Source organism: Acinetobacter sp. WCHAc060042 (genome assembly GCF_003231195.1).
Classification (GTDB): domain Bacteria; phylum Pseudomonadota; class Gammaproteobacteria; order Pseudomonadales; family Moraxellaceae; genus Acinetobacter.
In genome coordinates, this window is the sequence record NZ_QKVN01000033.1 from 1 (window position 1) to 19,376 (window position 19,376).

Below are 19,376 nucleotides of genomic sequence, written 5' to 3' on the forward strand. Positions count from 1 at the left end.
GGTGCATGTGCTGCTGCTGCAACATGCGAAATTTGTTCAAGCAAATACATATCTGAAGGCGTGCGGTCAAACTCAAAATCACCAACTAATGTGGCATATGGCGCTCCACCAAATGAACCATACTCTTCTTCATATATTTTTTTGAACAGTGTGCTTTGATCAAAATCTGTTGCACCTTGAAAATCCTTAATTAGCTCTTTTTTTGTAGTATTCAACATCCGAATTTTAATAAGCGGATTAGATGGCGTTTCCTGACAAAAATAATATAAACCACGCCATGTCGATTCAATTTTTTGAAATTGTTCATCGTGCATGATTCTGCTGAGTTGAGTCGAAATGAGCGCATCAATTTCTGCAATACGTTTATCAATAGATAAGGTCATATTTTCTGAAACAGTAATTGTTCCAGCCATCACTTCTTTAGCTAATTCACCAATTAGACTTTTAGCACGATCATGTTCTTCTTCATTACGCGCTATACGACTTCTTTCAACGATTGAGTCTAATAACGTAAATTCTTCTGTAGTGTCTTGAGCTACTGCTGTAGATTGAAAATTATTCATTCTCTGCCTCCACACTCATTTTGCGCACTTGGTCAGTATTTTGTAAAACTTGATCTAACAAATCTTCTAAACGTTCATTGTTTGAAATTTTATTTCGTAAATCCGTCAAACGTTCACGTGCCTCTACCAACTTTCGTAATGGATCGACCTGCTGAACTACATTTTCAGGACGAAAATCCTCCATAGATTTAAAAGTCAGATCGACTGACATTCGACCACCGTCATCAGTTAAAGTATTTTCAACTTGATAAGTTGCTCGAGGCAATAATGACTCCATAACTTCATCAATGTTTTCTAAATCAACATTAATGAATTTTTTATCTTTAAGCTTGGTTTTTTCTAGTTCAGAGGCTGCTGAAAAATCTCCTAAAACCCCCACAACGAAAGGTAATTCCTTAATTTCTTTACCATCCCCCACTTCAACATCGTATGTTAATTGGACACGCGGTGGTCGAATGCGCTGTAGCTTTTTCTGTACACTTTCACGTTTAGCCATGTAAAAATCCTGTTCGTTATTCTTTCAATTTAAGTTTTAAAGCGCATTAAATGGATTTGCGTTCGATTTATTTAAAGATTCAACTGATTGTATTTTTTCAACTTTTTTTGTTTTTACTTGCTGAGTAGTTACCTTTTTTGTTGTTTTTTTAGAACTAGTAACAGCAGGCTTGCGTGTTGTTTTTTTGGAGGTCTTCAGCACAACTGCTTTTGCGTCACTGGTGTCTGGTGCTGGTAGAGAATTTTGTATGCTCTGTGACAAGTTTTTAGCAGGCGGATAGGTTAAGTCTGCTGATAAATAACGCATTTCTTCTTGGCGCATATAGTCTAATGCTGCATTTGCAATCGCAATACCCGCTAAAAACCGCGTATCTGTAAGTGAAGAGTGCTGTATATTTTGAGCATTTAATGTTTCAACCAATTGTAACGCTTTATAATTTTTCCCAAGCTCTTGATAGCGTTTTGCCGCCTGAACTGAGAGCTGATTTTTTAAGACATCATCTTTTTTATTTTTCTTATCACAAAGCTGCATATATAAATGCAGTAAATTCTGATCAGTTTCTCCACTAACCAGTGGATATGCCTTAATACACTTATTGCTTAGCTGAATCACACCTTCTGTGTCTGCAAAAGCAAGTGACGTCGCAGCCAATAGAATGGATGTAGATAAAATAAAATAGTAACTTTTCAAAATTTGCCTCAAACTTATTATGAATAAAAAATTAAAATTATTATGGGTATAACTTCAAATTAATATTTAGCGACCTAAACTCTCGCTTCTTTATTGGTTATTTAATACACTGAGATTTAACAAAAACATCCCACCTAAAGTCAAGAAATAAATGTTCCGAACAAAAGAATTTTGATCTTTTTATGTTCTCTTTTTGTAATTTTATATCTTTTTTATCTAAAAATGATTTGTGTATTCTTAGGTCATATATATAAAATAGCAAAAAATAGTATTTTAAATTAAACATAAAACACTAATTTATAAAAAAATTTAGCTTTAACCAAAAAAAACAAATTGCGATTGGCACATGATTGCTTGTTAAAGCCTTGCTATAAACCATGACTGAGTTATATATGAATAACCTTAAAATTCTAATTAAGAAACTATCTAATCACGCACGTATTGGGTTAGAAAAATCAGCAAATAGTTGTATTAATCAACAAAATTATGAAATTGAAATTGAACATTTCTTTCTGGAATTATTGTCACAATCAGAGACAAATGACCTTCTCTTATTACTGGAAAAATACAATATTTCTCATGCAGATTTAGTTATTGATTTACAGCTCAGCCTTTCGCACTTACCCAAGGGCAATGTTCGGACACCAATTTTTGCCCAATCTATAGTTCGTTTATTAGAACAGGCATGGTTACTTGCGTCTGCTGAACAAAATTCCATCATTAGAACTGGGCATTTATTGATTGCACTACTAACTGCGCCTGATTTGTACCAAATCGCATCACGTGCCTCGAGTCTTTTTGAACTATTTCCAATTGATACAATGAAGCATAAGTTTATAGACCTATGCACTAACAGTAGTGAACAAGATTGCTATCAGCAAACAGTCTTAACACCAACTGACGTTCCAATACTTCCCACTTTAAACAAGACATTAGCGCTGGATCAATACACCATTAATTTGACTGACAAAGCTAAAAATGGGCGAATTGATCCAGTCATTGGGCGTGAATTTGAAATCCGTTTAATGCTTGATATTTTGATGCGCCGACGTCAGAACAACCCCATACTGACAGGTGAACCAGGTGTAGGAAAAACAGCAGTTGTCGAAGGTCTTGCACTCAAAATTGTCAACAACCAAGTCCCTGACGCTTTAAAAAATGTACAACTTCATATTCTCGATATGGGGCTATTACAGGCTGGTGCGAGTGTTAAAGGAGAATTTGAAAATCGTTTAAAGCAGGTGATTGAAGAAGTTCAAAGTTCGAGCCATCCTATTATTTTATTTATAGATGAAGCACATACCTTAATTGGTGCAGGTGGACAAGCAGGACAAAATGATGCTGCTAATTTATTAAAACCTGTATTGGCACGTGGTGAGTTACGTACCATTGCAGCCACGACTTGGGCTGAATATAAACAATATTTTGAAAAAGATGCGGCTCTTAGCCGACGCTTCCAAGTCATTAAAGTTGAAGAGCCAACAGAAGAAGTAGCTATTGATATGTTACGTGCCATGCTTCCCGTGATGACCAAACATTTTAATCTCAATATAGATGATGAAGCAGTCATCGCTGCAGTAAATTCTTCACATCGTTATATCAGTGGTCGTCAACTTCCTGATAAGGCCATTAGTGTACTCGACACGGCTGCTGCTCGTGTTGCGCTCACCCAAAATGCGCAGCCTGTGAAGTTAGATCAACAACTGGCTCAACAACATAATCTAAAACTTGAATACAAAATTTTGGAGAATGAGCACCAGAATCTGCCAATTCATCATGAACGCTTACAAGATTTAAAGCACAAACTAACACTGCTAGATACAGAGATTAATTTGACACAAAAGCAATGGCACAAAGAGCGTTCACTCGTTGAAAAGATTAAACTACGACAAAAAGATTTAAATCATCAAAATGTTCAAAAAGAAATTGCAACATTACGTGAAGAATTAGCTGAAATACAAGGTCAAAGTCCATTGGTCTTTGAACGTGTTAATGCGCAAATGATTACTGAAATTATTTCAGATTGGACAGGTATTCCTGTCGGCAATATGTTGAATGATGAAATCCAACAGATTTTAACATTAGAGGATAAGCTTTCAGCCCGCGTCATGGGACAACACTATGCCCTTCATCAACTGGTTCAGGGTATTAAAACATCTAAAGCAAAACTGGATGATCCGAACAAACCGCAAGGTGTATTCATGCTTGTTGGTCCAAGTGGTGTAGGTAAAACTGAGACTGCTCTTGCTTTAGCCAATGAACTTTATGGTGGAGAATCACATCTTATTACGATTAATATGTCTGAATATCAAGAAGCACATACTGTTTCCTCTTTGAAAGGTGCTCCTCCTGGTTATGTTGGTTATGGACAAGGCGGTATATTAACAGAGGCTGTTCGGCGGAATCCCTATAGTGTTGTCCTGCTCGATGAAATAGAAAAAGCGCACAATGATGTTCAAGAATTATTCTATCAAGTCTTTGATAAAGGGACACTGGAAGATGGTGAAGGCCGACTTATTGACTTCAAAAATACCACGATCCTTTTAACATCAAATGTCGGTTCAACTGCAATTATGCAAGCTTGCATCAATCAACCTGTTGATACATGGCCAAGCGCAGAAAACTTAATTGAACATCTAAAGCCAAGTCTATATAAACAATTTAAGCCTGCATTTTTAGGACGCATGCAGATCGTTCCGTATTTACCTTTACATGATGATTTATTAGTTGAAATTATTCATCATAAAATCAGTAAAATAACAGCTCGTCTTGAAAAACAGTATCAAACCAAAGTTCACTATACAGACGACTTAGTCGAGTTGCTATTGAGCCGCTGTACGGAAGTCGATAGCGGTGCGCGTAATATAGATCACATTTTAAATGCTACGGTATTGCCTGCTTTAGCAACTGAAATTTTAATAGCATTAGCGGAAGATAATGTGCCTAAAGTGATTTATATCAATGCTAAAGATGATGAAATCACCTACCGTTTAGATCCAATTGAAAAAACAAAAGTTCCCAAAAAACGTCAGCCGAATAAAAAACAAGTAGATCAAGCCTAACCCAATTTATAGAGTATCGAATTATGAGCTTAGAACTTGAGTCTTTACTGTCTCCTATTTCAAGCGACTATCCTTGTGGACAAGATCTATCTTTTTCCAATGAGTTTCATGCCATTAAAATTGCAAAAACTCAAGATGATCCACTACTCGATCAAGGAGATTGGGTTGCTGAACCCAAACAAGCAGATTGGCATTTTGTACATCAAAAATCTATTGAGCTTTTAACTGAAAAATCAAAAGACATTCGTTTACTGGGCTGGTTACTTGAAGCTTGCTCCCACTTGTATGGATTTGAAGGCATAACCAAAGCACTTGAGCTAATGCATCGGACACTGAGCAACTATTGGACACAGTTACATCCTGAAATGGAAGAAGATGATTTAGATCAACGTTTAGGTTTATTACAAGGTTCAATCAATCAATTGGTTGCCTTGATTAAACGAGTTCCAATCACACATTCTCCTCAGTTTTCACTGGGTGACTACGAAGCGATGCTGAGACAAAAAAATCAGCAATTAAAACAAATCGAAAATTACGAGGAAAATCATACTGTCCAATCTCAGGGGATTGAACAGTTCGAGCACAGTTTATTTAATACATCAAAATCATTTCAATATCAAAATTATCAACACTTTTCAGCACTTCTAGCCGAATGGTCTCAACTCAAAAGTGTGTTAGATCGCCTCATGGGACTCGATGCCCCTAGCTTTGCAGCTATTGATACGCAGCTTGAAAATGTCCATATCAGTTTAAAGAAACTCTATAAAACTGATGTTTTTGTGCAAACACATGCCATCAATACATCGACAGAATCAGCAACACCAGCAATGATAAGTAGCCAAAGACTTTCATTGATGCAACAAGAAGAACAAATCAGCTTAGAGAATACATCACCAATGCCTCAAAATTTTAAGGTGCAACCGCAAAATCACCTCGTAAATCGTGAACAAGCAATGCGTGTATTGCAAGATATCTCAGACTATTTCCAAGCTAATGAACCACACAGTCCCGTAAGTTACATGTTGCAGAAAACTATAAAGTGGAATCAGATGCCACTTCACGAGTGGCTAAATCAAGTCATTAAAAATGAAAATCCACTCCTTAACATCCAAGAACTTTTGGGTGTACAACCACAATCTAATGAATCTGATAACTGGTAATCTTCATGTTTAAAGCAGAAAAAATACTTTGGGGCGAAGGTCTCTTCTTACGTCCTCAACATTTTCAATTGCAAGATGCTTATCATGAGCAACGCTTGAATCATACGATTCGCTCGACCATTCCATTTGCCTATGGCATTCAAAGAGTACAATTTGACGAAGCTCAGTTACAAACGCATGTCTTGGCGCTCGAAAGCATTCAGGTGATTTGGCAAGATGGAGAAATTTATCAGGCGCCTATGCGTGATCTATTACCATCGCCCGTTTTATTAGATGAGCTCAACCTGCGTGGCGAAGTTCTAGTCTATTTAGCACTTCCAATTGTGCAAGCCAACAAGAGGAACTTAACCAGCGAAAATAGTACGCAACTGGGTCGTTATCATTCTTATTTGACTTCGACTCATGACTTATTTACAGATGCCAGCGAAGCCGATATCACATTATTACACCGCCGTGCCGAGTTCAGATTATTAGATGCTAATATTGAGCCTAATCAAGAACTTGATGGATTTTTATATCTAGCTTTAGCAAAGATTAAACGTCAAAGCTCTGGGCAATTTGAGTTTGATCGCCATTTTATTCCCCCAATTTTGCACATTGAGTCATCTGAGAACCTCATTTCAAGTCTAAAACGTACTTTAAATGTCATTAAAGTGAAAATTAAGACCATTCAAAGTAATAATCGTGAAAATGAGCAGAAACTGATTGAGTTCCGCTCTGGTGATATTGTGTCATTTTGGTTGGTCAATGCACTGAATACAGCACATGCAACATTAAATCATTTATTGCAATACCCACATATCCACCCAGAACGACTTTATTTTGAGTTATTGCGCTTAACAGGTTCTTTACTCACGTTCTCGACTGCACATGATGTGGAACATTTACCACGTTATCAACATCTTCATTTACAAGAAAGCTTTTCTGAGATTGATATCATTTTACGTGACTTATTGGATACCATTATTTCAAACCGTTACATCAGTATTCTACTGAAAGAAACCCGACCATCTTATTGGTTAGGTCGTTTAGAGTCAGACAAAATTACACGTGATTCAAGGCTGTACTTGGCTGTTTCAAGCAGTATGATGCAAACCCACGAACTGGTTCAATTGGTTCCTTTACGTTTCAAAGTAGGCAATACAATAGACGTTGAACAACGTGTAGTTGCTGCACTTCCAGCCGTACCGTTACAACATTTAGTACAAGTGCCAACAGCGATTCCTGTCCGGTCTGGCGTGAGTTACTTTGAAATCGAACCGAATAATGACTTATACCAACGTATGTTAGATGCCGAGTCGATTTGTATTTATATTCCAGCGGGGTTTCAAGATATTGCTGTTGAATTGATTGTGGTTATGAATGGCCAAGGATAATAATAATGAATAATGCCCCTTCACTTTTTGATGATGGACAAATTGGAACTGGTTTAGTTTCACCACCTATAGCCGCAAAAACTGCCAGTACCTCGAACTTAGTCGATTTATTGCATGATGGTTTTTATATCGTTTTTTTATTAAAAAACCAATATATCCCTAGCAGTGTCACGGAATTTCGTGAAAAAGTTATTGCATTGCTCGATCGCTTTGAAAACCAAGCACGAAAATTACAGTTTTCTGCAGACGATATTCTAGACGCTAAATATGCCTACTGTGCATTATTAGATGAAACCATTGTGACTCAGCAAGATACACAGTTTTTTGAGCTTCAAAATAGCTGGCTCATTAGCCCCCTACAACTGAGTTTATTTGGGTCACAACTTGCAGGTTATCGTTTTTTCGAAATATTAGAGGAACTACGTCGTAAAGGACATGGTCGATTAGGTGCTCTAGAAGTTTATCATTACTGCATGCTGTTGGGTTTTCACGGTAAATATCGTATTGAGTCTATAGAAAATTTAAATCATTTGGTAGCACGTGTGGGGGATGAAATTGACTATTTAAAAGGGAAAAAGGCTGCCTTTTCTCCCTTTGCCTCTCTGCCCGATCAAATTAAACACATGATTCACCGCGAACTACCGTTCTATTGGGTTTTACTGTTCTTGGTAATGTTTGCATTGTTAGCCTTTGGTGGCTTGTACTACATGTTGTCTAAACAAAATACGAGTTCTTTAGCTAAATATGAAAATGTCATTTCAGCACCTACTGAACAAGCATATATCACAATCCATTTGCCCTAAGAACTCAATCCATGACTCGTGAAAAACAAACTTCAGTCAAAATTTTGACATCAGCAAAAAAGAAAAGACCTGCACCCATGCTCTATGCCGTGGGTGGTTTTTGTGTGGGTATCCTCTTAACATCAAGCATTGCTTTTACTTACTTTTTTATACAACAAAAAAATACATCCCTCCAAGTGAACCAAAACCCAGCTGTAGATCAAACAACTGCAATAGACAATGAAATGCCAACGCGCGAACCCGAAGCTATTTTTGAGGCGAGCAAAGTCAATGCTTCAAATCAGCCTCAAGCAACCAGTGATCCAGAGTCATCTACTGAATTTATTCAACCCAAAGATGATGAGCTGAGTAAAGCTTTTCTACGCCGGCCCCAAGCATTAACCACAGCTTTACCAAAGCCGACGACGAATGCAATATCTCAAAACAAGGAGAATAAAAATCAGAATACTTCTCCACGCAGTTCAGTTCATTCGCAAAAACAGAGCCCACAAAAAATAACTAGGCCACAGCAATCTTTGGATATACCAGAGGAATCTTCTGTAGGAGATGTACAAACAACGATTACAACACGCGCCGTGGAAACTAAACATGTGGCTCTTACCACACCATGATCTATGCTCTTTTTTCTACTTTTCTAATTCTGGCATTAGGACTCAGTTTGGCACTGTCCTATGAATTAAGAACAAAGTTTACCGATTTTTTTGTCGGGTTAATTCCTCAAGGAAAAAGAAAGTTTCAGTCTGCTCGTCAGTTTGCGCAACACATCAATAATGCTGCGGCACCTGAGCAATTACAATCCTCTTGGCATATTCAGCAATGGTGGATATTAGTTGCAGGTCTCCTTTTATTTACCAGTATCTTGATGTTTGCATTTACTAGCCCTGTCACGCCTACTAAGATTGAAGCCGATTATTTAAGACAATCAGATCCACAAATTTATGCATTACTCGAGGGACAAATTTTATCGCCACCACCAGAAGTAGAAGAATCATTGGTTGCTGCGGCCATAGTTGAAGCAAGTATGCTTGAGCAAGCGGATCTTAATAATAATTCTATTCAAGCCAGTACTTTGAGTTACGACCCGAGTATTCAGGATGTACATTCTGCCCATTCGTATGACAGTTTAGCAACGGCTGACCGTAAATGGCATAAAATGAACCCGCGCTATAAGCAGCGTCTACTAATGGTATTTAAAATCATGCGTGATCAACATGGTTATGAGCTGGTACTGCTTGAGGGCTATCGTAGTCCACAACGCCAAAATTCCCTAGCCACTAATAAAAATACAACGCTCGCTCGTGGTTATCAAAGTTACCACCAATTTGGCTTGGCAGCCGATGTCGCATTTAAGCGAGATGGAAAAGTCGTTATTTCTGAACGAGACCCATGGGCGATGCGTGGCTATCAGCTCTATGGCGAAGTTGCAGAATCTGTCGGTTTAACTTGGGGCGGACGTTGGACGTCAATCCAAGACTATGGACATACCGAGTATCGAATGCCTGGTTTAAAAAAAACCGCTGAGATGGCTGAAAAGTTGACCTCCGAGGGGCAACTTTTAGCAGCAAATTTAAATTAGTCAGTTGCAGTCATGATCCAAATATTGGTTCATGATTTCTAAGACTTCTGAAGTCTTTTCTGCGTGCAACCAATGCCCAGCATCTGCAACCGTTTGAATCTGCGCTTGAGAAAACTGCGATTGAATCGCATCCATATATTCGGGCTTTTCTACATAAGGTGACTTTCCACCACGAATAAATAATGCAGGTTTTTGCCATGTTTTTATATTTTCCCATGAAAGAATTTGAGCATAATTCTGATACAGGGCATCTACATTAAACAACCATTTTCCTTTGCTAAAAGACTTTAGTAAAAATTGAATTACCATTTCTTCTTTGAGATATTCACGCATAATTTCAATGGCCTGCTGGCGATTTTCAATATCAGCTTTTTGCACTGAAAATAATGCTTTGAAAATCTGCTCATGATGATTTTCTTTATACGCAATAGGCGTAATATCCAGCACCACAAGTTGCTCTAACCGATTCCCTGCCACTTCTGTCACTTTCATGACCAATTTTCCACCCATAGAATGGCCGATTAAAGAAAAGTGTTCAATATTAAGCTCATCCAAAGTGTCAATCAGATCAGCAGCCATCAATTCATAAGTCATAGCATCTGAATGTGCAGATAAACCATGATTACGAACATCGACTTGTAATACATGATGACTCGCATAATAGTGTCGAGCAAGCATTCCTAAATTACTTAAGCTGCCGAATAAACCATGAACGAATACCAGTGTTTTTGCTGTTTGTTGTTCATTTTGATGAAATTGATAATTGAGAATCATATAAAACTTACTGTATTTGATTTCTATAGATATTGAATTTTTAATGTGAATAAATCAAATGACATTTTGATTTTTATTCAAATCTGCTTGGGCTATTTTGAATGTAAATTTGCTTAGGCTAAATTTAAAATATCATATATATGTATTGTGTCTAATACCCGCTTAAATTTTTGAGTCAAATTTCGGTTTTAAAAATAATTCAGCGGAATTTTTAAGTAAGAAACACCATTTTCTTCAGGTTTAGGAAATTTTCCTGCAAACATATTGATTTGAATGGCTGGCAAGATCAATTTTGGCATACTTAAAGTTGCATCACGGCGATTGCGCATTTCGATAAAATTAACTTTCTGTGTTTCGGTATTAATATGAATATTTTCATGTTTTTGTACAGAAACGGACGTTTCATATTGATAATGATCCCGGCCCTCTGGCAAATAGTCATGGCATAAGAACATCCGCATTTGATCTGGCAATGTGTACAAAGTTCTCACTGAGTCAAATAACGTTGCTGCACTTCCCTTAGGAAAGTCGCAACGTGATGTGCCGTAGTCAGGCATAAACAAGGTATCCCCTACGAAAACAGCATCGCCAATGACATAGCTTAAACACGCTGGTGTATGGCCAGGGGTTGGAAGGTTATATGCTTTTATGTTGCCTATCAAAAATGTCTCATGATCTGCAAAAAGGTAATCAAATGACTGCGTAGCATTTAAACTCTTAATATCTAAGTGATAAATCTCACCAAAAGTTTGTTGTACGATCTCAATCTTATGGCTAATAGCAGTTTTTCCACCTAGTCTTTGCTTTAAATACTGTGCAGCACTTAAATGATCCGCATGCACATGTGTTTCTAAAATCCAGTCTACGCTTAGGCTATTTTCTTGAATATAACTAATGATTAAATCAGCCTGCTCTGTATTAGTCTTTGCCGATGCTGCATCATAATCCAGCACACTATCAATCACGGCGCAGCGCTGAGTTTCTGGATCACTCACCACATAACTAAAGGTGTTAGTTGCAGAGTCAAAAAAGGCTTTGACTTGAGCTGTTTGCATCATGATATTTACTCCATCACTTTACGGTGTAGCAACACGCCGATGAACATCGCAATTACAAAATAGATCGCTTGATAATACCCCAACCCAATCAAAGTGAAACTCGGTGCAGGACAAATTCCTGCAATTCCCCAACCTATACCAAATAGCAGACTGCCGAGGATCAATTTTCGGTCGACTTTGGTATTTTTAGGAAGTTGTATGACTTCACCATAAAAGGTTTGTGGGTGTGACTGACGTACAGCGTTCTGAAAAGGAATAAATGCAACTGCAATTGCACCCATCATCACAAAAGCTAGGCTGGCATCCCACTGCCCGAAAATATCTAAAAAACCAATCACCTTTGCAGGATTCGACATTCCTGAAAGCATGAGACCGATTGAAAATAATCCGCCCCAAATGAATGCCCAAACATTTCTCATTTTAGATTGCTCCAAGCATATGTCGAACGATATACACAGTGATAAAGCCTGCGAACATAAAACTAATCGTAGCGATGATTGAACGTTTGGATAAGCGACTAATACCGCAAATACCATGCCCACTGGTACAACCTGAGCCTAAACGAGTGCCAAAACCTACCAATACGCCCGCAATAATTAACATGAAAGGTGTCGCTTCCATATGAATATCAGGTTGAACAAAAGCTGCGTATATAAACGGAATAATAAACAGACCCAATAAGAACCACAGTGCAGGCGTATTTATAATCCCCTTTAAGTTTAAAACTTGAGAGACCAGACCACTAATTCCCGCAATTCGTCCATTGGTATATAAATATCCAACGGCGGAGATGCCGAGTAATATTCCACCTAAAAAAGACCACGCAAAATCGTGCATTGGCAATCACCCATATAATATATATTTATAATATATAAAATATAAAAATAATCAAGTGTACTTTGTCTCTAATCATGCTATGCCTACATATAACAGCTGTTTACAGGAGCATCCATCTACCTTGGGATAGCTCAATGAAGTCTGCTAGTCCATTATCCAAATTTTTAACACTTCAGCTGACAACTTAAACCATTTCTTTTACATAGTTATTCTTCACAATAATGTAAAAAGCTTGAATATATCCCCGAGGGATTTTCTATTCGACCTTTTTTTAGATTAGAAATACTTAACTTATCTCGTTTTATTTCATTATAGTTTTCATTTAAAGAAACTGAATAGAGTTATGGGTACATTTCTACATCATGATTATTATTTTAGGTTTATGAAACACATTTACGACGTTTGATTATATTTTTATGTAGGTATATATATGAAAAGTAATGAAATAATCGACTCTTTTTCTAAGCAGTTTATTGGAATTCTGATAATACGCGTTCTGCAAACCATCTTGGTAGCTTAGACACGGCGGCATTCATTTTTAAGGTTTCAGCTGCTTCTATTTCTGCAAGAAAAGACGCTTGTATACCGTCAGAAGAGTTATCAAACAAGTAGGCTCGATCGCAGCATTCTACGGCTTGCATGAGCAGATCCATACTACGGTAGTAACGTTCAATAATTTTCTGTTCAGGAACTGGATGTCCGCCTACACTGACGCGATACTTAACTCGAGCAATATTGATTTGTGGATCTACTGTTGAAACATAATATAGATAGGTTTTGTAACCCTGACGTTTCGCTTCCCGGAGAAATTCAACTTTAGAGATATGCGACATTACCGTCTCAAAAGTAAAACTGACTTTTAAGCGCAGAAACTCAAGCCGAATATAATCAATAATGCGTGCACAGAGATAAGAGTCGATTTCATTAGTTTTAAACTCGATCTTCCATTCATCTAGCACAATTGGTTCATGCGCAAGTAAAGTCACGAACTGTCCCGCTTGAGGACGTTTCTTACTTTTTAAAAAAGTGACCAACTCTGATGCTTTTAAGGAAGGATGATAATGCAATAAATCAAGGCGTTGGCTTTGTCTTAAATTTTGTTCGAGTTCATCTGCATTTAAATATGCCCCAATATGTTGGGGCAAGAGGTAATCTTTAACAGTGCTTTTACCAGAACCATTCGGCCCTGCAAACATTCTTATTCTAGGTTGTCGAGGTGGCATATCAATCTATACAGTTGCGCGTTTCTTTTTACGTGTCAGTGTCGGTAAAACGCCTACATCGACATAAGCACTACTTAAGTCCTGTAAAACAGTTTCATTACCGTGAATATCACGCTCAACCAATTGCTCAGCTTTTGCATAAACCACAGATGAACGCGTAGTTGCCTTTAAAAAAGCATCATGAAAAGCACGAATAGCAAGTTTAGGAATCATATCATCCTCATATTTGCCTGCTTTAATGTCGGTATAAGCTGCCATACACCAACTCCTACTCAAACGATGGTTGATTTTATTTATCTTAACACAATCGGGCACATTGTCTATTTATACAGCACACTGAAACAATAAATTAGATCTTAATATCTACGCTAATTCCGTGTTGTCTTATTGAGTTACTTTACTTTTGACTCGTTTCGTATCTTCAAGCTTTAAAGCTTTAGCCGTTGGGCAAAAAGCACTTTCATTCATTCCGCTATCAGTTAAGCTTTTCTCTTGCTGTTCAAGATAACGGTTGGCCACCATCAACATTACAGGTGCTGTACTTAACTCAATATTGGCCTTGGACAGCGCAGCAATTTGATGATAAGCATCCATACGCTGACAAAATGCAGTTTTCATCTCTGTTGCAGTTGCTTGGTTATTTTTTGAATCTAGAACAGTTTTAGTCGAATTCACCGTTGCGGTATATTCAGCCATTTTCTGGTCATATTGCGCCTGAGTCAGTTTTATTGTTTCTGCATAACTCTGGGTTGATAGAAGCGATAATAAAAATAACGAAAAACTAAGCAACGTCCATGTCTGTTTTTTCATATCTTAAGACTCATCGCCTTCTTTCCAAACGTCTTCATAGTCATCACCATCAATCATAAAACGGTAACCTTCACTTAGAGCCAAGTACGGAAGTACATCTGGCAAAATATCTTGTAACTCTCGTACAGTCATGGTTGTAAAAAAGTCTTGCCCTTCACCCAATTCACCACCATAAATAAACCAAGCAACATTCTCCTCAGTTTCAGGCTTTTTACGTAAACCAACAATGGGTTCTTGATTTAAAGTATGCACAGCGACAGCTACGACATCATCACCTTTTACTTCAACATAAGCAGAGTCAAATTCTTCACAAAGTAGTTTTTGTTCTGCAATCAATTCGTTCAGTGCAGATTGTTGTGACTTTTGTGCCATGCGATGCAGCCCCTTTTGAGCATCAGTCTATCAATAGCACATTTTAAAACATATTTATGCCAAAGGCTTTGCTTATTTACTGGGTTAAATGAAAAACTCATGATTGAAACAGGCTTAAAATGAAAATATGCAGATAAAACCCATCTCAAAGCTTGGCATCTATTTTGCTTAATAGTATTACGTTTTATTAAAAAAGTAATATTGGGGCTAGGAAAATATGGGTTACATCACACGAGAACTCAGTCCTAAAAGCAAATTTTTGCTCAGCTTAGGATCATTTTTAATACCAATGCTCATTTGGTGTGCAGTAAGTTATTTACCATTTATCTGGCATCCGCAAGTACAAATTACAGATTCTGGTAGTGTTCCGTTTTTACAAGAAGGAAGCCGTGTTGATAAAGCTGTGTTTTATCATGAAGCACAAAATGCAGTTGATCATGACTTGGCCGTTCCTCAAGGTAAACTGGTTAACCCAATCTACTTACCAGCCCCACATGAAGTAGTGAAAGCTTTAGTAACATCTTTTACGACGGCTCCAGCACAGGCTGATGCGCCATGGTTACATCAAAGTCTCTGGCATAGCGTCAAAATCGTATTCACTGCATTTTTTATTTCATCAATTATTGGGGTTCCACTTGGAATTCTTTGTGGCTTCTCAAGCACTATCTCAAAACTTGCTGAACCCTTTGTTGAGTTTTTCCGTTATCTACCAGCCCCTGCATTTGGTGCATTAGCCGTAGCAATTCTCGGCATAAATGATGCACCGAAAATTGCCATTATTGTGATTGGGACACTGTTTCAACAAATTCTAATTATTGCCAATACCACTCGGATGGTTGATCAGGGACTGATCGAAGCGGGTTATACACTCGGAACAAATAAAGCGAAAAGCCTGTTTCACGTCATTATCCCTGCAGCATTACCTGATATTTATCAAAATCAACGTGTACTACTCGGCTGGGCTTGGACCTATTTGATCGTTTCTGAGTTAATTGGCGCAACATCTGGCATTACCTGGTTTATCACCCAACAAGCTCGCTATCAACACTTCGACAACGTTTTTGCAGCTATTTTGATTATTGGTGTGATTGGATTGCTCTGCGATGTGATTTTAATGAAGCTAGGACAACATCTTTTTAAATGGAAAGTAGGAGCAAAATAATGGGAACTACAGAATTTAATGCTCGTGAGTATTTTAATCAAATTTATCAACGCCCTGTCATCTTAGAAGCCAAACAACTAAGCCAAATCTTTCAGCATGGTAAAAGCTCGCGCACAATTTTAAATCAATTAGATCTGAAAATTCATAAGCGTGAATTGATCTGTGTGATTGGTCCATCAGGCTGTGGGAAATCAACCTTTAGCCGAGTTGTGGCAGGTTTAGATCCTTATAGCAGTGGTGAACTGCTAGTAGATGGGCAACCTATTTCAGGTCCAAGCCCTGAGCGCGGCATGGTGTTTCAAGGCTACACTTTATTCCCATGGAAAACAGTAAAGGAAAATGTCATGTTTGGGCCACTGATGAAAGGTGCAAGTCAGGCATCGGCTGAAGCGGCTGCACGGGAATGGATTAATATTATTGGCTTAGAAAAATATGAAAACCAATATCCACATCAACTATCTGGTGGTATGAAACAACGTGTCGCTATTGCCCGCGCATTAGTCAATGAACCCAAGATTCTGCTGATGGATGAACCATTTGGCGCGCTTGACCCGCATACTCGTCAAAAAATGCAGAGGCATCTGCTAGATCTATGGCAAAACATTGATATCACTATCATCTTTGTGACACATGACATGGATGAGGCTATTTTGTTGGCCGATCGTATTGTTGCCTTAAAAGCAAATCCTGGGGAAATTAAAGAAATTATTGAGGTCAATTTACCTCGACCACGACATCAAGATTTAATGCAAACAACTGAGTTTAAAGAACTACGCAAACATGTAGATCGACTTGTCCATGCTGATGAAGATGAGCTTGACCCTGCTTTGGCTGAGTTACCTGTCATCCCACGTATGACGAAAGTTAGTCATGTGAAGTAAGGAGCTGATCAGATATGTCATATCTATATTTATGTATTGCTATTGTGGCTGAGGTCATTGCAACTTCTGCTCTTAAAGCTTCTGACGGATTTACTCAATGGTTACCCGCCTCAATTACAGTCGTGGGTTATTTAGTTGCAATTTATTTCCTTGCACTGACCATGAAAACTGTTCCTGTGGGAATCACTTATGCGCTATGGTCTGGAGCAGGCATTATCCTAATTTCCTTCATTGGTTGGGTTTACTACAAACAAAATCTCGATGCGCCTGCATTGTTAGGTTTAGCCTTTATGGTCATAGGAATCATCATCATTAATGTTTTTTCAAAAAGTACTGAAATCTAACCCGATGCCTAGTTGCATCTTTCTTCTCAAATCATCTGAAATTGAAAGTTTATTTTTATGCGTTTAAGTCAAAACACAAAAGTTTTTTAGGATCTAAAATTGACAAACTTAAACATCAAGCAATTTGCAACTTGAAGAAAAAATGAAAGAGTATACGGAGAGCTTTGGGATTAAACCTTGAGGCTAAATCCCTCTCTTGATGAAGGACGTACGGAAACCTTAGAATGATCAGAACTTGCAAAAATTCCAAATAAAGCAGACAACAAAGAGGTTTTTGATCTAAGTTAAGATTGCCCCCAAAATGCCCCTAATGTTGTTGCCAAAAAGCCCATGCATGAGCTAATTTACCCAACTGAAGTGCAATAGTCAGAAAGCCAAATCAAATCAATATTTGAGCCAGACTATAGATAGACTTTACGATTTCCGATGCCAATGAGCCAAGTCCCTCACTACAAGAAATCCGAATAGATGACGAATGTCTTAGAGCTGTCATATTACTTGAATTTTCTTTTGTCTGAGTAGAAATGATCACACTGCATCAGGATTAAACTTGAAGTATGTGTCATTGATAAAGAAAGTGTTTTAAATACATAACCATCAAATACAAAAGAAGCTTTCTTTTAAAGAAAGCCTCTTAAAAATTATTTGTATTATTTCAGACCTTCGACCAATTCAGGAAAGATCACACCATCAACATCTACCTTCGTGCTATACACACCATTTTTGACGTTAAACTCATTCACAAAATATGTTGAACCATAAATCGAATCTAACCCATTGCCTTTGGCAAAGACTTTCTTGTTCGCATCTATATCCAGTAGATGTGTTCCATCTATAAATTGTAAATATTGAGCTGGTTCAACACCAACACGCTTTGCCATGATTTTGACTGCATCATCACGCGTTGCCGGATCATTGATGTATTTAACGGTTTTATCCCATACTTGTATGATTTTTTTCCAATCTTCTTTATGTGAGGATAGATGTGCCGTATTCACCGTTAAAGTGTCATAAATCAAACCAGGTTTGTCTTTAGAACTATAAATAATTTTAGAACCAGCAACAGCTTTCAAAGCCTGATTTGCAACGGGTTGCCATACAGCAATTGCTGCAACATCGGGACTTGAAAATACTTGAGGGAGCTCATTGGTAACAGCATTTACTAAAGTCACATCAGTCGCTTGAATTTTATAATCACTTAATGCTGTAGATAACAAATGATGATCAACTAGCCCTTTTTCAACAGCAATTGATTTCCCTTTCAAATCTGAAATTGAGTTGATCCCATCTTTCGCAATAATAACGTCATTTCCAGCAGAATAATCAGTGGCCATAATCATTACGCCCTTGGTTCCTCCAGAAGCAATGACCAAATTGTCCCCATTCGATACTGAGATTGCATCTAATTGGTTCGCTGAGAATGCGTTAATAGATGCAGAATAATCGAACCACTTAAATTCAACATTCAAGCCTGCATCCTTTAACCACCCTTTTTCAATTGCAACTTGCCAAGCAACCCAGCCAGGCCAATCACTATAGCCAATGGTGATTGGCTGCGTGTTGGTTGAGGCAGATGCCGTTTTCTGCTTTTCTGGAACCTTGGCAGTATTGTCACACCCTGCCAAGAAAGTAGCAGAAACCATAGATACTGATAAAAATACGTGTTTAATCATGAGGCTATTCCCCGATGCAGTTAGGCTTAAAGTTGCTCTCTAATAGATGTACAGCATTATGATTTCAATGCATTCAGATTTTCGTTTTGCGGAATCGGAGGCATTACGGCATCCATAAGCTCCAAATGCCCTTTAATCACCCCTTTCAAGGCAATGAATTTTTGACTTAAAGCTTTTAACTCAGTGCTTAGACCCTGCAAAATCATCACTTCTAGAATCTTTTGCTCGTCCAATTGAATATGCAATGAGCTCACGACTTGTTCTAAAAATTGGCGCTGTAAATCTAGCAATTGGATCCTAAGTGGAGTCACACTGGCGTTATAAAGTAAAGTGAAAGTCCCTACCATCACGGCGTTACGTTGCTCTTGATCCGCTATCAAATGCTTATTGATCATATCGACGATTGCTTGCGAACGGCTTTCATAGTGTTGATCAACAATTTTTTGATCCAATGCATCAACGGTTCGTTCTGGCACAGTAATACTGATTCGCGCCAACTTTGGTTTAGACACGTCG

The 19,376-nt window shown here is 37.9% G+C and carries 22 protein-coding genes; 9 read left to right on the top strand and 13 right to left on the bottom strand.

The genetic code is table 11. The features are described from left to right. The 3 genes from DPG01_RS13770 to DPG01_RS13780 form a co-directional block, all read right to left on the bottom strand. A partial coding sequence (locus DPG01_RS13770; protein WP_171327425.1) for a type VI secretion system contractile sheath domain-containing protein occupies nucleotides 1–563 on the bottom strand: 563 nt, incomplete at its 3' end. After that, a complete protein-coding gene (gene tssB, locus DPG01_RS13775) occupies nucleotides 556–1,059 on the bottom strand; it encodes a type VI secretion system contractile sheath small subunit (RefSeq protein WP_086210618.1) in 504 nt (167 codons plus the stop codon). The genes tssB and DPG01_RS13770, both read right to left, overlap by 8 nt. A 36-nt stretch (nucleotides 1,060–1,095) precedes the next feature. Then, entirely contained in the window at nucleotides 1,096–1,749 is a 654-nt protein-coding gene (locus DPG01_RS13780; protein WP_110975482.1) for a hypothetical protein, read from the bottom strand. 392 nt (nucleotides 1,750–2,141) lie between these two features. Here DPG01_RS13780 and tssH point away from each other — a divergent pair, with 392 nt between their 5' ends. From tssH to DPG01_RS13810, 6 genes are read left to right on the top strand one after another with little or no spacing between them, the layout of a single operon-like run. Further along, nucleotides 2,142–4,811, top strand: coding sequence for a type VI secretion system ATPase TssH (tssH, locus tag DPG01_RS13785; RefSeq protein ID WP_110975508.1), 2,670 nt, complete (start codon nucleotides 2,142–2,144; stop codon nucleotides 4,809–4,811). 23 nt (nucleotides 4,812–4,834) lie between these two features. Then, nucleotides 4,835–5,971, top strand: coding sequence for a type VI secretion system protein TssA (gene tssA, locus DPG01_RS13790; RefSeq protein WP_110975483.1), 1,137 nt, complete (start codon nucleotides 4,835–4,837; stop codon nucleotides 5,969–5,971). Nucleotides 5,972–5,976: 5 nt separating this feature from the next. Next, complete coding sequence (gene tssK / locus DPG01_RS13795; protein WP_110975484.1) at nucleotides 5,977–7,347, top strand: type VI secretion system baseplate subunit TssK; 1,371 nt, start codon at nucleotides 5,977–5,979, stop codon at nucleotides 7,345–7,347. A 5-nt stretch (nucleotides 7,348–7,352) separates the two neighbouring features. Then, the gene (gene icmH / locus DPG01_RS13800) at nucleotides 7,353–8,150 is read left to right on the top strand and encodes a type IVB secretion system protein IcmH/DotU (RefSeq protein ID WP_110975485.1); all 798 of its coding nucleotides are present in this window, start codon (nucleotides 7,353–7,355) and stop codon (nucleotides 8,148–8,150) included. 11 nt (nucleotides 8,151–8,161) lie between these two features. Continuing rightward, nucleotides 8,162–8,761 (top strand): hypothetical protein, encoded by a 600-nt coding sequence (locus tag DPG01_RS13805; RefSeq protein ID WP_110975486.1) that lies wholly within the window; start codon nucleotides 8,162–8,164, stop codon nucleotides 8,759–8,761. Continuing rightward, a complete protein-coding gene (locus tag DPG01_RS13810; protein WP_110975487.1) occupies nucleotides 8,758–9,726 on the top strand; it encodes a M15 family metallopeptidase in 969 nt (322 codons plus the stop codon). Before DPG01_RS13805 ends, DPG01_RS13810 begins: the two co-directional genes overlap by 4 nt. On the opposite strand, the gene DPG01_RS13815 is transcribed toward DPG01_RS13810, so the two are convergent. The 8 genes from DPG01_RS13815 to DPG01_RS13850 form a co-directional block, all read right to left on the bottom strand. Beyond that, entirely contained in the window at nucleotides 9,727–10,500 is a 774-nt protein-coding gene (locus DPG01_RS13815; RefSeq protein ID WP_086210625.1) for an alpha/beta fold hydrolase, read from the bottom strand. It lies immediately after the preceding gene. Nucleotides 10,501–10,688: 188 nt separating this feature from the next. Continuing rightward, nucleotides 10,689–11,558 carry an MBL fold metallo-hydrolase gene (locus DPG01_RS13820; protein WP_110975488.1) on the bottom strand — a complete coding sequence of 290 codons (870 nt, stop codon included), beginning with the start codon at nucleotides 11,556–11,558 and terminating at the stop codon, nucleotides 10,689–10,691. A gap of 5 nt (nucleotides 11,559–11,563) precedes the next feature. Then, on the bottom strand, nucleotides 11,564–11,977 hold the full coding sequence (locus tag DPG01_RS13825; RefSeq protein ID WP_110975489.1) for a DUF6691 family protein: 414 nt from the start codon (nucleotides 11,975–11,977) through the stop codon (nucleotides 11,564–11,566). 1 nt (nucleotide 11,978) lies between these two features. Next, nucleotides 11,979–12,395 (bottom strand): YeeE/YedE family protein, encoded by a 417-nt coding sequence (locus tag DPG01_RS13830; protein WP_110975490.1) that lies wholly within the window; start codon nucleotides 12,393–12,395, stop codon nucleotides 11,979–11,981. Nucleotides 12,396–12,865: 470 nt separating this feature from the next. Beyond that, nucleotides 12,866–13,591, bottom strand: coding sequence for a zeta toxin (locus tag DPG01_RS13835; protein WP_110975491.1), 726 nt, complete (start codon nucleotides 13,589–13,591; stop codon nucleotides 12,866–12,868). Between the two features lie 33 nt (nucleotides 13,592–13,624). Beyond that, nucleotides 13,625–13,876: a hypothetical protein gene (locus DPG01_RS13840; protein ID WP_110975492.1), complete on the bottom strand. Its 252-nt coding sequence runs from the start codon at nucleotides 13,874–13,876 to the stop codon at nucleotides 13,625–13,627. 126 nt (nucleotides 13,877–14,002) lie between these two features. After that, entirely contained in the window at nucleotides 14,003–14,428 is a 426-nt protein-coding gene (locus DPG01_RS13845) for a hypothetical protein (RefSeq protein ID WP_110975493.1), read from the bottom strand. A gap of 3 nt (nucleotides 14,429–14,431) precedes the next feature. Next, nucleotides 14,432–14,800: a hypothetical protein gene (locus tag DPG01_RS13850; RefSeq protein ID WP_004693046.1), complete on the bottom strand. Its 369-nt coding sequence runs from the start codon at nucleotides 14,798–14,800 to the stop codon at nucleotides 14,432–14,434. Between the two features lie 217 nt (nucleotides 14,801–15,017). On the opposite strand from DPG01_RS13850, the gene DPG01_RS13855 reads away from it, so the two are divergent. Genes DPG01_RS13855 through DPG01_RS13865 form a run of 3 tightly spaced genes read left to right on the top strand, consistent with a single transcriptional unit; the run spans nucleotide 15,018 to nucleotide 17,187 of the window. Continuing rightward, nucleotides 15,018–15,962 carry an ABC transporter permease gene (locus DPG01_RS13855; RefSeq protein ID WP_086210632.1) on the top strand — a complete coding sequence of 315 codons (945 nt, stop codon included), beginning with the start codon at nucleotides 15,018–15,020 and terminating at the stop codon, nucleotides 15,960–15,962. Further along, nucleotides 15,962–16,843 carry an ABC transporter ATP-binding protein gene (locus tag DPG01_RS13860; protein ID WP_110975494.1) on the top strand — a complete coding sequence of 294 codons (882 nt, stop codon included), beginning with the start codon at nucleotides 15,962–15,964 and terminating at the stop codon, nucleotides 16,841–16,843. Before DPG01_RS13855 ends, DPG01_RS13860 begins: the two co-directional genes overlap by 1 nt. Nucleotides 16,844–16,857: 14 nt before the next feature. Beyond that, nucleotides 16,858–17,187, top strand: coding sequence for a DMT family transporter (locus DPG01_RS13865; protein ID WP_086210634.1), 330 nt, complete (start codon nucleotides 16,858–16,860; stop codon nucleotides 17,185–17,187). 650 nt (nucleotides 17,188–17,837) lie between these two features. Here the strand turns inward: DPG01_RS13865 and DPG01_RS13870 are convergent. Together DPG01_RS13870 and DPG01_RS13875 are read right to left on the bottom strand one after the other, a co-directional pair. After that, nucleotides 17,838–18,860: an ABC transporter substrate-binding protein gene (locus tag DPG01_RS13870; RefSeq protein WP_086210635.1), complete on the bottom strand. Its 1,023-nt coding sequence runs from the start codon at nucleotides 18,858–18,860 to the stop codon at nucleotides 17,838–17,840. Nucleotides 18,861–18,916: 56 nt separating this feature from the next. Then, nucleotides 18,917–19,372, bottom strand: a complete 456-nt coding sequence (locus tag DPG01_RS13875; protein ID WP_086210636.1) for a CopG family ribbon-helix-helix protein — start codon at nucleotides 19,370–19,372, stop codon at nucleotides 18,917–18,919. Nucleotides 19,373–19,376 lie beyond the last annotated feature (4 nt).

Bases quoted from the DNA above. Each gene is read 5' to 3' on its own strand.
- tssB (WP_086210618.1), bottom strand. From the start codon at position 1,059: ATGGCTAAACGTGAAAGTGTACAGAAAAAGCTACAGCGCATTCGACCA.
- tssH (WP_110975508.1), top strand. From the start codon at position 2,142: ATGAATAACCTTAAAATTCTAATTAAGAAACTATCTAATCACGCACGT.
- tssA (WP_110975483.1), top strand. From the start codon at position 4,835: ATGAGCTTAGAACTTGAGTCTTTACTGTCTCCTATTTCAAGCGACTAT.
- tssK (WP_110975484.1), top strand. From the start codon at position 5,977: ATGTTTAAAGCAGAAAAAATACTTTGGGGCGAAGGTCTCTTCTTACGT.
- icmH (WP_110975485.1), top strand. From the start codon at position 7,353: ATGAATAATGCCCCTTCACTTTTTGATGATGGACAAATTGGAACTGGT.
- DPG01_RS13805 (WP_110975486.1), top strand. From the start codon at position 8,162: ATGACTCGTGAAAAACAAACTTCAGTCAAAATTTTGACATCAGCAAAA.
- DPG01_RS13810 (WP_110975487.1), top strand. From the start codon at position 8,758: ATGATCTATGCTCTTTTTTCTACTTTTCTAATTCTGGCATTAGGACTC.
- DPG01_RS13815 (WP_086210625.1), bottom strand. From the start codon at position 10,500: ATGATTCTCAATTATCAATTTCATCAAAATGAACAACAAACAGCAAAA.
- DPG01_RS13820 (WP_110975488.1), bottom strand. From the start codon at position 11,558: ATGATGCAAACAGCTCAAGTCAAAGCCTTTTTTGACTCTGCAACTAAC.
- DPG01_RS13825 (WP_110975489.1), bottom strand. From the start codon at position 11,977: ATGAGAAATGTTTGGGCATTCATTTGGGGCGGATTATTTTCAATCGGT.
- DPG01_RS13830 (WP_110975490.1), bottom strand. From the start codon at position 12,395: ATGCACGATTTTGCGTGGTCTTTTTTAGGTGGAATATTACTCGGCATC.
- DPG01_RS13835 (WP_110975491.1), bottom strand. From the start codon at position 13,591: ATGTTTGCAGGGCCGAATGGTTCTGGTAAAAGCACTGTTAAAGATTAC.
- DPG01_RS13840 (WP_110975492.1), bottom strand. From the start codon at position 13,876: ATGGCAGCTTATACCGACATTAAAGCAGGCAAATATGAGGATGATATG.
- DPG01_RS13845 (WP_110975493.1), bottom strand. From the start codon at position 14,428: ATGAAAAAACAGACATGGACGTTGCTTAGTTTTTCGTTATTTTTATTA.
- DPG01_RS13850 (WP_004693046.1), bottom strand. From the start codon at position 14,800: ATGGCACAAAAGTCACAACAATCTGCACTGAACGAATTGATTGCAGAA.
- DPG01_RS13855 (WP_086210632.1), top strand. From the start codon at position 15,018: ATGGGTTACATCACACGAGAACTCAGTCCTAAAAGCAAATTTTTGCTC.
- DPG01_RS13860 (WP_110975494.1), top strand. From the start codon at position 15,962: ATGGGAACTACAGAATTTAATGCTCGTGAGTATTTTAATCAAATTTAT.
- DPG01_RS13865 (WP_086210634.1), top strand. From the start codon at position 16,858: ATGTCATATCTATATTTATGTATTGCTATTGTGGCTGAGGTCATTGCA.
- DPG01_RS13870 (WP_086210635.1), bottom strand. From the start codon at position 18,860: ATGATTAAACACGTATTTTTATCAGTATCTATGGTTTCTGCTACTTTC.